Source organism: [Flexibacter] sp. ATCC 35103 (assembly GCF_001975985.1).
In the GTDB taxonomy this organism is placed as follows: Bacteria; Bacteroidota; Bacteroidia; order Flavobacteriales; family Flavobacteriaceae; genus Flavobacterium.
The window spans coordinates 120,147-134,092 of sequence record NZ_MTQF01000005.1 but is presented as its reverse complement, the minus strand read 5'-3'; the positions used below and the strand labels follow the sequence as shown (position 1 = coordinate 134,092).

8 protein-coding genes are annotated in these 13,946 nt (G+C 33.8%); 3 read left to right on the top strand and 5 right to left on the bottom strand.

Annotated features, from left to right (window positions below; translation table 11 throughout):
- Together BXU01_RS11715 and mutY are read right to left on the bottom strand one after the other, a co-directional pair.
- Positions 1-441, bottom strand: a complete 441-nt coding sequence (locus BXU01_RS11715) for a single-stranded DNA-binding protein (RefSeq protein WP_055097040.1) — start codon at positions 439-441, stop codon at positions 1-3.
- A 38-nt stretch (positions 442-479) separates the two neighbouring features.
- Positions 480-1,526, bottom strand: coding sequence for an A/G-specific adenine glycosylase (mutY, locus tag BXU01_RS11710; RefSeq protein WP_083693384.1), 1,047 nt, complete (start codon positions 1,524-1,526; stop codon positions 480-482).
- Between the two features lie 141 nt (positions 1,527-1,667).
- Between mutY and BXU01_RS11705 the strand changes: the two genes are divergently transcribed.
- The 3 genes from BXU01_RS11705 (at position 1,668) to BXU01_RS11690 (ending at position 4,979) form a co-directional block, all read left to right on the top strand.
- Complete coding sequence (locus tag BXU01_RS11705) at positions 1,668-1,958, top strand: HU family DNA-binding protein (RefSeq protein ID WP_007805026.1); 291 nt, start codon at positions 1,668-1,670, stop codon at positions 1,956-1,958.
- Positions 1,959-2,362: 404 nt separating this feature from the next.
- Positions 2,363-3,907 (top strand): ribonuclease E/G, encoded by a 1,545-nt coding sequence (locus BXU01_RS11700; protein ID WP_055097045.1) that lies wholly within the window; start codon positions 2,363-2,365, stop codon positions 3,905-3,907.
- 280 nt (positions 3,908-4,187) lie between these two features.
- Complete coding sequence (locus tag BXU01_RS11690) at positions 4,188-4,979, top strand: hypothetical protein (protein ID WP_083693382.1); 792 nt, start codon at positions 4,188-4,190, stop codon at positions 4,977-4,979.
- 13 nt (positions 4,980-4,992) lie between these two features.
- Here BXU01_RS11690 and pbpC read toward each other — a convergent pair whose 3' ends face one another.
- From pbpC to BXU01_RS11675, 3 genes are all read right to left on the bottom strand, one after another.
- On the bottom strand, positions 4,993-7,368 hold the full coding sequence (pbpC, locus tag BXU01_RS11685) for a penicillin-binding protein 1C (protein WP_083693381.1): 2,376 nt from the start codon (positions 7,366-7,368) through the stop codon (positions 4,993-4,995).
- Positions 7,369-7,509: 141 nt separating this feature from the next.
- A complete protein-coding gene (locus BXU01_RS11680; protein ID WP_083693380.1) occupies positions 7,510-8,100 on the bottom strand; it encodes a transposase in 591 nt (196 codons plus the stop codon).
- A gap of 124 nt (positions 8,101-8,224) precedes the next feature.
- On the bottom strand, positions 8,225-13,906 hold the full coding sequence (locus tag BXU01_RS11675; protein WP_083693678.1) for an alpha-2-macroglobulin: 5,682 nt from the start codon (positions 13,904-13,906) through the stop codon (positions 8,225-8,227).
- Positions 13,907-13,946: the final 40 nt, after the last annotated feature.

Sequence of the window (13,946 nt, the reverse complement as noted above, 5' to 3'; positions counted from 1 at the left end):
TCAAAAAGGTAAATCATTTACAGGTAAACCTTCATTTGTCGCATCAAAGTTAGTGTTTTTTGCTGATTCTGATTCCTGATGCGGTTTATGATTTCCAGTTTCTTTTTTGGTAGTCAAGAAAGTAAACTCTGTTACCTGAATTTCAGTTGTATATTTTGTTGTACCATCTTCTGCCTGCCATTGACGCGATTTTATACGCCCTTCTATATAGATTTTATCTCCTTTAGAAAGGTATTTTTCGCAAATTTCGGCGGCTTTATTACGCACAACTAAATTATGCCACTCCGTTGAAGTTATTTTTTCATTGGTCGTTTTATTGATATAAACCTCATTTGTAGCGAGCTGAAAACGTCCAATGCAATTTCCTCCATCAAAATAATGCATTTTCACATCATCGCCCAAATGGCCAATTAGCATCACTTTATTTAATGTTCCGTTCATAATTATTTAGTGGTATTTACCCCAAAGATACATTTTTTTTAGCAATTTATTTCCTGCTTTTCTATAAAATTATAAATCACAATAGGAAAAGGAAATGTTTTTAATTTACTGACATTCAATCCGTTTTCTATTATTTCTTCAATCTTAATCTTCCAAAACTGAATATGAAGATGCTGGTGCGAGAGTTTATGAATTACAGTTTTTTCACTACACTCCTCTATACTTAATATAGTATAAGAAGAGAAAAAATCGTTTTGAGCCGCAACTGAAACAACATCAAATCCCACAATTTCAGCAGTTTCAAGTAAAGGAAACTCATATAAATTATGCCAGATTCCTTTAGCCGTTCTTTTTTGAATTAAGGTATTCCCCAAAGCATCTTCTAAAATCAAATAATTAAAGAAACGATTCGTCACTTTTATTTTTTTAGATTTTACAGGCAAAACCGATACTTTCTTTTTTTGCAAAGCCGCACAGCTCTCATTAAAAACACAAACAGAACAATCAGGACTTTTAGGCACACACTGCAAAGCACCAAACTCCATTATCGCCTGATTAAACATTGCAGGATTATCTTTTGGCATTAATTCGCGTGCCAGCTCTGTAAACTCTTTTTTAGTTGCCGGCAAAGCAATATCAGATTCTATATCAAAATAACGGGAGAGTACCCTAAACACATTTCCGTCGACAACAGGAACAGCTTCATTATAAGAAAAAGAGGCAATTGCAGCTGCGGTATATTCGCCAACACCTTTTAATTTTAATAATGCTGTATAGTTCTCCGGGAAAATTCCATCTAACTCATTTGCGACATATTGAGCCGTTTTATGCAAATTTCTGGCGCGGGAATAATACCCTAATCCCTGCCAAAGTTTCAAAACCTGCTCTTCTGAGGCATTTGCCAAATCAAATACAGTAGGAAATTCCTGCGTAAAAGCAAAAAAATATGGCGTTCCTTGCGCAACTCTAGTCTGTTGCAACATAATTTCTGAGAGCCAAATATGGTATGGATTGGCCGTTTTTCGCCATGGCAAATCACGTTTGTTTTGTAAATACCATTTTATCAATATGTTAGAAAAATTCATTGCAAAATACTTAGAATACAAAAGTAAATGTTTATGTAATTAAAATTTAACGAATTAGCTTGATTAATTATTTTTTTAATTCCTATATTTGCAAACTCAAAAAAATAGTACACCATTTATAAAAATAAAATAGGAAAGAAAATGACGAAAGCAGATATCGTAGCGAAAATTTCAGAGAAACTAGGTCTTGAAAAAGGAGATGTTCAAGCAACAGTAGAAACTTTTATGGAAGAAGTTAAAACTTCATTAGAAACTGGGGACAATGTTTACCTAAGAGGTTTCGGAAGTTTTATCGTAAAAACAAGAGCTGAAAAAACAGGTAGAAACATTTCTAAAAACACTACTATCAAAATTCCAGCACACAACATTCCTGCTTTTAAACCTGCAAAAGTTTTTGTGGAAGGAGTAAAAACGAATAACGAAGCAAAATAATATTAATTAATCATAAAATCGACACGATATGCCAAGTGGTAAAAAAAGAAAGAGACATAAGGTAGCTACGCACAAAAGAAAAAAAAGAGCGAGAGCTAACCGTCACAAAAAGAAAAAGTAGTTTTAAACTACTTTTTTCTTTTTAAACGTTCATTGAAATTGAAAAAAGATGAAAGAGTAAAGAAAATAGAATATAGACGCAAAAGTCTATACTCTTTGTTCTATTCTCTATTAATCTTCTTTTCCCCGGGTTCAATACCTGTTAAAAAATATTGTTTAATCCATCTGTAAATAAGATTTTAGATCTTAGTCCCGATAATTATCGGTATAGATTTTAGATTTTTTTAATCTATTTTCTATTCTCTATACTCTATTTTCTGAAAAAACAGATAAAAATTTACAGTGTGAATAAAGAATTAATCATTAGATCTAGTTCTGAAGCCGTAGATTTTGCCTTATTAAAAGATGGAAAACTAATTGAATTACACAAGGAAGAAGAGAAAAGCAACTTTCAGGTTGGTGATATTTTTATTGCCAAAATACGAAAACCCGTTGCTGGTCTTAATGCTGCTTTTGTAAATGTAGGCTTCGAAAAAGATGCCTTTTTACATTATCATGATTTAGGACCTAACTTAGCTTCTCAACTGAAATTCATAAAACTTGTAAGCGCAGGTAAAATAAAAGATTTCTCCCTAAAAACCTTTCAGTTTGAAAAAGAGATTGACAAAGATGGCATCATTACTGATATTTTAAGTGCCAATCAATCTGTTTTAGTCCAAGTTGTAAAAGAACCTATATCTACCAAAGGTCCAAGAATAAGCGCTGAGCTTTCATTGGCAGGAAGATTTATTGTTCTCGTTCCGTTTTCTGACCGCGTTTCTATTTCTCAAAAAATAGAAGACAAAAAGGAAAAGGATCGTCTAAAAAAACTTGTTCTATCTATCAAACCAAAAGGATTTGGTGTTATTGTTCGCACAGTAGCCGAAGGCAAAAACGTAGCCGAATTAGAAAAAGATTTGCAGAACCTGCTTGGCAGATGGACTGCAATGTGTAAAAAATTACCAACTGCTCATCATCCTTCAAAAGTATTAGGAGAGCTTAACAGAGCTTCTTCAATATTAAGAGATGTATTCAACGATACCTTTAGTGGTATCCAGATAGATGATGAAGAGTTGTACCATCAAACGAAGGAATATCTGCAAGAAATTGCACCTTCAAAACAATCGATTGTTAAGTTTTATCAATCAAATGACACTCCAATTTTCGAGAAATACAATATAGAGAGACAAATCAAAACTTCATTTGGACGAACAGTCTCCATGAGCAAAGGTGCTTATCTTATAATCGAACACACTGAAGCTCTTCACGTTATAGACGTAAATAGCGGAAATCGTTCGAATAAAGCAACCAATCAGGAAGACACAGCCATGGAAGTAAATATGATTGCTGCCGCTGAAATTGCCAGACAACTTCGTTTGCGTGATATGGGTGGGATAATCGTAGTTGATTTTATCGATATGTCTAATCCTGAAAACAGGAAAGTCTTGTTCGACTTCTTGCGAGAAGAAATGAGCGACGATAAAGCAAAGCATAAAATCTTACCGCCTAGTAAATTTGGTTTAGTTCAAATTACCAGACAACGAGTAAGACCAGAAGTAAATATTAAAACTAGAGAAGAAGATCCAAACAATGAACATGGCGAAATTGAAGCGCCAATTTTAATCATTGATAAAATCGCATCTGATTTAGACAGAATTTTAAAAACCCACAAGGGTGTTGTACTGAATGTACATCCGTTTGTGGCTGCATACCTCAGTAAAGGTTTTCCATCATTACGTTCAAAATGGTTTTTTGAACATAAGAAATGGGTGAAAATCATACCTCGTGACGCTTACACGTACTTAGAATACCATTTCTATGATAAAAAAGGAAATGTTATTTCAGAATAAAAACAAAACCGCCTTTCGAAAGACTGGCGGTTTTTTTGTGTGTCATTGCGAGGAACGAAGCAATCTCAATTCTATTTTTCAGCTTTGGATTTGGAATTTTAAACTTGTTTTTTTATCAGGAGCTATTTCCAGCTATCCGTTTCAATCTTTTATTTTTCTAAAGAAAAAAATAAAAGGATTTCCACTTCTATCCGGGCTAGGAATTAGTTTTCATAAGAATATTATTTATTTCTGAATACTTTTCTTATATTTAAATAAACAAAATACTCAATACCCCATAATGCTATTAAACACATCAAAACCTTATTCTAAAGATAAGCTTCTTTATATTCTGTTCGTTTTAATGCTTTTTACAATTAATATTTCTGCTCAAAATGACACTCTTTTTTTTGATAAAAATTGGAAAAACACTATTAAAGAATCGGCTATTTATTACAGAACTAAGCCTGTAAAAATAAAAACTAAAAATGCAATTGGTTACAAATTAGCATCTACTGATTCACTTTATGTGATTAATGATTATTATTTAAAAAATAACAAACTTCAATTTGAAGGTTATTCTGAAGACAATGAAGGCAAATATCTTGTTGGAAAAGCAAAATGGTACGATGAGAATAATAAACTTTTGGACTCAAGGGATTTCAATTACAAAGAAAATAACAAAAATAAATTTGAATTTCCAAAATGGCCAATTCTATATCTGGACTATAAAATTGCAACCAAAAATCAATTTATCGCCGGCCTGGAGTTTTGTTTAGATTGTGAAAGCAAAAACAAATTATTTTTAGGATTCGGATTCGGATTTACTTCCTATAATGATACTTACTACGGCTTACCCGATTTACATTTATCTTATAACACTGAAAAATTCTTATTTATTAAAAGTGGCGTTTCAGATAAACATGCATATGCCTTAGCAGGAGCAACACTACTAAATGTTTTAGATCTGGGATTCGGTTATTCACAACCCTTTAATAACGACAAAATTCCGGTAATCAAAGGTTTCACTTTTGGAGCCACTTTCAGGTTTTCGAGAAATCAAAAAGTATATACTCAAATCAGAATCATGTAATCAAATCTGAATCTTACTCCCTTACAATCTCAATTTTTCTCCTAATTTCATTGCCATAAGCGTCCACAACAGTAATATAATGTGTTCCTGAAGTTGGCGTAACAGGCAATTCGTGAAACGTTTTTGTAGTGGCTTTATAAACATCATCAACATACCAAAACAATTCCTTATCTCTTTCTGAATAAGCGACCTTAAGAATTACAGGCTGCACCTGGCTATTAAAATTCTTTGTTAGATATATTTTACTATTTGCTTTTGGATAAATAAAATCCATAGTTGTGGTTTGTGTTCCCTGACAATCTTCCTTAAAAGGTGGCAAAGGCAAATACTCAATATGCTGGCTTTTGTAATACCACGCCATTACAGGAGGTAAAACAAACCAGTTTTTAGTCACAATATTATCTATGTTTTCGCAACTGCTGTTGACCTGAAATTTCTCTGATTTATCTAAATGTACGGTTTTATGATACGGACAAACTACAGTTGATTTTCCTTTTTTAGGAACCCACTGCTTGATTTTAGGACATCCGTCTTTTGCTAAACAACCACTTAAACGACAAACCTCTACTTCATCCAGATCTTTATATGGCGTTTGAAACCATCGTTGTCTTGGTAATAAATTAAAAACATCAAATAAAATTGGCGCGGCACTTGTAACTCCCGTTAAAGTTGGTCTTCCTTCTCCTGTAGCATTTCCTACCCAAATACCTACTACATATTTAGAATTTGTACCAATTGCCCAGGCATCTCTGTTACCAAAACTAGTTCCGGTTTTCCAGGCAATTTTCAGCGAACTATCATAAAATTTCCAGGCTTCGTCTCCTTCCGGCCTATTTACTTCTTCCATTGCGTTATATGTTAACCAGATTGATCCGGCACCTAATATGTTCTTCTGATCCGTTTCTGATCCAAAATCAGTCTCAAAATTGTTTCTGTAATTAAGTTCTGCAAATTCTTTAGTTCTATATTTCTCTTGATTTTTAGTATAGTAATTAACCGTAGACGACAAATTAGCATAGGTTCTGCATAAATCCCACAAATTACTTTCAGCACCGCCCAGAATAAGTGATAAACCATAATGGTCAGGAGTTTTATTAATATCCCTTAATTTGAATTTTTGCAGTTCTTCATAAAATTTATTCACCCCAAAATCCTGCAACATCAAAACGGCAGGGATATTCAAAGATCGTGACAAAGCCCTGTGTGCAGGCACAGCTCCATCAAACGTAAGATTAAAATTCTCCGGTGTATAGCCCGCAATTTGTGTTGGAATATCTGCTATCAGCGTATTTGGCAATAATTCACCATCATCTAACATTGCAGCGTATAAAAGAGGTTTTAAGATACTTCCGGTACTTCTTGGGGCATCAATAATATCTACATCTTTTTGATGATCTTTATCAGTAGGCGCGTTGCCAACATAACTCATTACGTTTCGATTTGAAACATCAATAACCAAAATCGCCAAATTATTCACCTCATTTTGCTTATACTGATTATAATAATACCTCGCAATCTGATTTACCCTGTTTTGTAAAGCATAATCGATTGTTGTTTTTACTCGCGTTCCCTCATCTTCCTTCGCCGCTCTTTGCAATAAATGTGGTGCAATTTGAGGCAAATCATACGGTTTTTGTGGCAATGGTTCTTCGATCGCAAGCTCATATGTTTGTTTATCAATAATTCCTTCCTGATGGAGTTTTAGCAAAAGTCGGTTTCGTTTATTCAACAACTTAATCTGATTTTTACCCGGATAAATCAAACTCGGTGCATTTGGCAAAACAGCCAAAGTAGCATTCTCAGCCCATGATAATTGGTTTGATTGTACACCAAAATATCTCCATGCAGCCATTTCAAGTCCTACAACATTCCCCCCAAAAGGTGCATGAGCAGCATATAATTCCAGAATTTCATTTTTAGAATATCCTAATTCTAATCTCGTTGCCAGAATAATTTCGATAAACTTTTCAAAATAAGTTCTTCCTTTTCCCTTTCTGGATAATCGAATTACTTGTTGCGTCAATGTACTTCCGCCTCGCACAATTTTTCCGGCCTTTCTGTTTTGTTTAATTGCATTGACCATCGCAACCGGATTAAAACCAGGATGTTTATAAAAGTATTCATCTTCAAAATAAACAATACATTTCTTGAATTTGTCCGGAACGCTATCCTGCGCAGGAAAACGCCATTGTCCGTCACGAGCAATTTTAGCTCCAAGTAATTCTCCTTCTTTACTCTCGATAACGGTAGAATATGGTTCCTGAAACAACGTTCGGGGTATAGAGAAATAATAAATCAGCAAGAACAGAAATGCAATTGCTGATTTTATTTTATTCTTTTTAATCCAATTTATAATGCGTTGAGAGAACGCTATTAATTTATTTTTCAATTTAAGTTTATTGTTTTTTTAACGTATCCTAACAGGTTTTGGAAACCTGTTAGGTATCTATTTTGTTCCTAATAAAAAACTGTTCTTTGCTAATAATACCTAACAGGTTTTAGAACCTATTAGGATAGCCGATACAATTTTCTATTGGTCAAGTAAATTTATATCGTTAAGAACTCCTTTATAAATAATTCTTCTTTCGTTATGATAAAGCTTAAAATTCTCAAGATCGTCAAATAAACTCAAAATAAAACCTCTATCAATATTCGTTACCTTTTCAGATAAAAATGAACGATATGATGAATGTAAATAGGTTTCAAAATGCTTTGTAAATTTATGTTTAACAGGATTCAAATGCACGTACACAATTAAGTGTTTTAAATAAGTTTCAGTTTCTATTCTGTTTCTTTGCAAATGTTCCTGAAACAAACTTCCAGTTCTATTATAGGCTTTATTAATACTTTTAGAATAAGCATTAAATAAATTGGAAAATGGCAAATGAATTTTCTCTATGAATTTTTCTGGCAGATCTACTTTATCTTTTATTCTAAGAACAATGTGAAAATGATTTTTTAGTAAACAATATGCATAAATATCTGCAATTGGTAAAATATATTTCTTCACTTTTTCAAGAAAATAATTGTAATTTTTCTCTTCAATAAAAATATTTTCTTTGTTATTTCCTCTATTATAAATATGATAATATTGTCCTTCTTCAAAAACATCCTTCTTCACCTTCTTTAATTTTTATTATCCTAACAGGTTTTTATAATCTGTTAGGTATGTTTATTTTTTTTTAAATCTTTGACATAAATATAAATACCTAACAGGTTTTGAAAACCTGTTAGGATACGTAAACTTACTTCACCACCTCAACCCAGAATCCTTTGGTTCTGGCCAGGAATGTATTATCATACATCGCTTCACATTGCAGTCCTGGTAAATAATAATTACCTAAATACGATGCGTTTAGCAGGATTCTGAATACTTTGGTTTCTCTGGATTTTAATCCAAAATAGAAATTTGTTCTGTCATCTCGAATATCGATATAATCAGCAATATTGTTTGTCGCGTCTCCATAATCTGTAAAACGGGTATTCACAATTTCGAATCCTGAAGGCAGAATTTGTGATAATGCTACATTCTGAACTCCTTCATTTCTTTGATTTCTAATGGTTACCTCTGCAATAAATTCTGTTCCCTGATTTATTTTAGAAACATTTATAGTTGCTCCTTTTCTGTTTTTGAAAACAATAGCTGCCGAAACATCGCTCTGAATCACATTTTCTTGTCCAATTGGTAATATTCCGGTGTTTAAAACACGAATATAGATTGTGTTATTTTTATTGTTTTTCAAAGTAATACTATTAGACCCTGTTTGAACAACCAGACTTCTGTCTGCAATTGTTTTTTGAGTATTTATAGTTTCTCCTTTTCCATTTTTATTAAACTGAATATTTATTCCTTTTGGACCATTACCTGCTGCAAATTTTGACATTGCATATAAACAATAAGCAGTTGTTTGTGTACTCATCCATTGATTATTAGACATTTCTTTGGCTAATTTTGAAGCCATTGTAAATGCTTTTTGTTTTTGTCCCAAAAGCAACATCGTTTCCAGGGCCATTGCTCTGTTTCTTTCGCTTGAACCGTAATAGTAATAACTGTAATCACTCGATTCACTATCAATACTAGTATGCAAGAATAGATTTTGTCCTGCTGATTTTTGACCCGCTAAAACATAAGCTGCTGCCAAACGAAGTTTACTTTCGTTCGAAATTCCTTTTGTCTCGCGCAATCTGTTCATTGAAGATAAATCAGCATTTCCGGCCAAAGCGAGTGTGTATAATCTATAAGCTTGCGCCAAATCGTTACCATATTTAGCTTCAAAACGCCATTGCTTCGCTTCTTTTTGTTGATACGAAGTCCATTTTGATTTGAAGTTTATTGGCAATACATATCCTTTTTTCTCTGCTTCTATCAGGAAATGTCCGGCGTATGAAGTTCCCCAATCATCAGCGATTGTGTTGCCCTGCCAATACGGTAATCCTCCGTTTGACAATTGAAAACTTCCTAATCTTGTAATTCCTGCTGTGATATTTTTCTGGATTAGAACTTTACGATTTGCATCCAGATCAACTACATCGTCTAGAAATAACTGAGGAAAAACAGATGAAGTCGTTTGCTCTACACATCCATGCGGATATTGAATAAGAAATTGCAATCTTCCGTTTAGATTAATTGTTGGCATTGACGAAACTTCCAATCTCGCTTTATTACTTCCGGAAACTCCAAAAGTTTTCCAGGAAATTGTCTTTGTACTGTTTGGAGGTAAAATGACATCAGTAAAAGTACTCGTAACCGGGTTTGGGTTTGTCATGTCAATTTCGACATCATAAACTGATTTCTCATTTCCTGAAGTCGCAATAACCTGAACTTTAGCAATTCCGGTTGCAGAACCTACTACTAAATTAAAATATGCCATTTTTTCGTCAGGTTGTGCAAAAGTCAATCTTTGAGTTGCACTTCCCATTACTTTTAATCCTGTACTTGTTTTAATCTGAATCGAAACATTTTTAATCTTGTTTTCCGTCGCAAAAACCGTTACAGGAATTGTTACTTTCTCAGATGGTGAGATCTTTCTTGGTAACGAAGCCAAAACCATTAACGGACTACGAACCGGAGTTGCTTTTTCTACACTTCCGTATGCGCTTGTGTTTGCATCACCTGCAACAATCATAGTTCTAACGGAACCAATGTATTTTGGTAATTTTAATTGATGTGATTTCGTCTGTCCTTTTTCTAATTTAAACGGACCATAATACAATACAACCGGTTTAAAACGATTTGCTTTTTTAGCTTTTCCGCCGCCTAAATCCTGATCTCCACCAATACTGAAAATCTGATTTATTTTTCCGCCATAAGCACCAATTACGTCATCATAAATATCCCATGTTTTTACTCCCAAAGCTTCACGTACATAAAAACTATCCCACGCATTTGGAGTTTTAAAACGTGTTAAATCCAGCAAACCTTCGTCTACAACTGCAATAGTATACGTCATTTCTTTGCCTGTTTTCTCTCCTACTTTTACCGTAAATGCCTGCTCTGGTTTTAGCACATCAGGCATAGAAAGTGTTGGCGCAAGAATAGTATTTTTATCCACGACTTCGATAGGTACGATACCATACATGCGAATAGGTGAATCATTTTTAGTCGAAGCATGAGGTTGTAAAAGTGTAATATTAAAATACACATTTGGCGCCATTGCAGCTGTTATAGGAACTTCGACTTTAGTCTCTCCTTTTTGCGTTTTAGCCCAAAGTGTTTGTACCACTCTTGAACCATTTTCAATCGAAATCAAAGCGCGGCCGCCTTCACTTGACGGAAAAGATATTTGTGCTTTTTCGCCCACTGCATAATTTTTCTTATCAGTCGAGAATACTAACATATTAGCTGTCGAAGCATCTCTGTTACGTGTTTTTCCAGACCAAATTGGCCAATCGATGTTTACTGTCACAGCTGTCGCATGACCATTTGTATCATCTGAAACGCGAATTAAATAACGTCCCCACTCTTCGTCTGTCAAAGAAAACTGAATACTTCCGTTTCCGTTTGAATCGGTATTGATTACAAAGGTTTTATATGAAGTGGTTGCATTCGAAGAATTATAATTTGATAAATTGTCAGTCGAAGCATCCCACCACCAACGCCAATCGACTTTAAACACTTTTACTTCAAGATTTCTCACGGATTTTGGCCTTCCGTTTTCATCAACAGTAACGATATCAAAACGATTGTTCGTTCTTGTTTCCAGCATGTTGTACTTATTAAGCTCGGGCGCTTTTATACCAACATAAGTTTTATATGGTGAATAAGTTGTTGAAATAACATCTGTACTAAAATCTCCTCCTTCTTCATATACTTTTGTAATGAATGATGCACGAAGCATTCCCGGAGCCTGACCTTGTAATCTAGGCTCGATATTTACGGTTGCTTTTCCATTTTCATTTAATTTTCCTGAGAAAACATTAATTTCCTCTGTACTAAATTGTCGTACAATATCATCAAAAGTAAATTTTTCATATCCTTTGAATGTTGTTGCTTGCTGCGAAAATTTAGCCTGCATTTCTACATTCAGGTTTTTCGCAATTGCACCATGAAGCCAGGTAACTTCAAGATTACTGGTATTTGGGTAAGAAGATGAAAGTGTCTTTCTGGAGAAATTATTCTTTATTTTTAAACGATTCGGTTTGATCGTCTCAATTTTAATGCTCTTATAAAATTTAGCACCACCAACACTTATCATAGCTTCCCAATTTCCTGTTGGCGCTTCTGCACTTGTTGGAACTACAAAAGAATAATGGTTTAAATCATTCGTTTTCTGAATGGTTTGATACGTTGTTTTCCCGTTCGGGTCATTCAATCTAAATTTTATTGGGTGTGATTTTGGTAGTTTATTTGAAGCATCATTTAATATAAACGACAAATACAGATTATCCCCCGGACGCCATACGCCACGTTCTCCATAAATAAATCCTTTTAATCCTTTTTGTAAAGTCTCACCGGCAACATCAAAATTACTCACAGACAAAGAAAGTCCATCATCCAGTTTTACATATGTCGATTGATCGCCTAAAGTAACGATTGCAAAATAAGCGAATTTATCCAACTGAAAAGAAGCGATTCCTTCACTGTTTGTCGCTCCAGTCGTTATTTTTTGTTGCTGATAAGTATACAAATCAACCCTTGCATTTGAAACAGGTTCTGTTGTTACAATATTATTTACGGCAAATAAATACGATTTATTCTCTCCTCTTTTTGCAATAACACCTAAATCTGTAGCAAGAATATTGGTCGCAATTTTTGCATTATAGTAATACGAGTTTGTACAAGGATTTTCACTTTCTCTCCAGTCATAACCTTCATAATCATAGTCATAATCATCGTAGGAGTTTCCGCTGTAGTTTACATCATTTTCATCCACTTCTTCTTCATCTTCATCGTTCTGATCCGTATCTGATGTTTCGCATTTATAGAGCGAATATTTCTTTTTATAAACAAATTCTACCCTGTAAATTGCTCCCGGTTCCGGGGTAATTATTTTAGATAGATCCAGGGCAAATGTATTCCATTTACTTGGAGTTATTAAGCCGCTTTCATTTAATTTGAGCGTTGTTTTAGCAATGGGCTGTGCTACTTTTTTAAGATTCTGGCTTCCGTTTAATTGATTGTACTGAAGAAACTGGAGAATATTATTTTTGTAAATTTTATATACTTTGACATCAACGGCACTTAGATTTACAGCTTCAAAATTCAACTTTAGATTATTTGAACTTGGCAAAATTGTTCCATTTTTAATAAAACGAACACTTGGCTTTATTTGGTCAAAAGTAATTTTCTCGGTATAATTCGAGTCCATTTTTTTTCCGTATTGACTTTCAATGCCTTCAAAAACTTCCAGGAGCAATTCTCCTGTAATTACCGGCTCAGGTTCTTCGTCAGGAACAACTTCAACCACATCTTCAGAAACTGAATCTACAGCAACAGCAGCAGAATCAACAGTAACTACTGTAGAATCTGTTGTAACAGTTACAGGTTCTTCTACAACAACCGGGGCAGAAACCTCTTTTTTGGCCGGAGCTTCATTAGTAAAATAAACTTTTAGTACGTTTCCTTGTGTAGAAAATTTTAAGTTATTGGTATTCTGAATTGAAACCAATCCCTTAAAATCCTGTCCTTTTTGTAATGGTTCTGAAAAATTAATTAAAACTGACTGATTACTTCCTTCAGGAACATCAACTTTTACAATTTTAAATTCATTAATACTCGAAATCGGATAGTCTAATTGTCCTTTCTGATCAATGTCAAAATCGTTTCCGTCATACTCAATTTCAAGATTGGTTGCTTCATCGTAACGCTGAATACTATCAATTATAAAGTTGAATTCCTTAGCAGAACCTGATTTTTTTTCGAATTTAATTTTAAGATCATTTCCTTTTTGACTTGCCGAAACCAATTTTATAGCGGTTTCGAGATCAATATTATCTGCGGTTTTTAAGACACAGTTCAAATATTGATACTCTTTATTATACGACTGAATATCTGCTGTATTTATCGTAAAATCCTGTTTAATTGTTTTTACTGTAAAGTTGAATTTCGAGAGTTCTTTTTCTTTCTCTTTAGGAATCGTGATTAGTTTATCTAAGTTTAAAGTAACTTGATATTCTGTTCCGGGTTTTAATTTTTTCTCCGGAATAAAAGCAAGAGTATTGCTGGAGAGCGCAACAACTTTTCCGTCGACACTTGGCGAAATATCAAGCAAATCACTGTCTAGAACCTGATTGACTTTCCAGTCTTTTTTATCAAATTCCAAAACCACCCGAATATCAGATTCTGAAGAGACGATTCCTCCCGTAAAACTAACAATATACTCTTTAAATAGTGAAAAATCGGAATTAAAATCGGCAGCTGATTTTCTACCGCAAGATTGAAAAATAAAAAACACACAAAACACGAGAATTAATCCTTTTTTTTTCAATTTCATTTAGAGTTAATGGTTAGCAAATTACAATTTTAGT

Coding starts and splice junctions, on each gene's coding strand:
- BXU01_RS11715 (WP_055097040.1), bottom strand. CDS start 441: ATGAACGGAACATTAAATAAAGTGATGCTAATTGGCCATTTGGGCGAT.
- mutY (WP_083693384.1), bottom strand. CDS start 1,526: ATGAATTTTTCTAACATATTGATAAAATGGTATTTACAAAACAAACGT.
- BXU01_RS11705 (WP_007805026.1), top strand. CDS start 1,668: ATGACGAAAGCAGATATCGTAGCGAAAATTTCAGAGAAACTAGGTCTT.
- BXU01_RS11690 (WP_083693382.1), top strand. CDS start 4,188: ATGCTATTAAACACATCAAAACCTTATTCTAAAGATAAGCTTCTTTAT.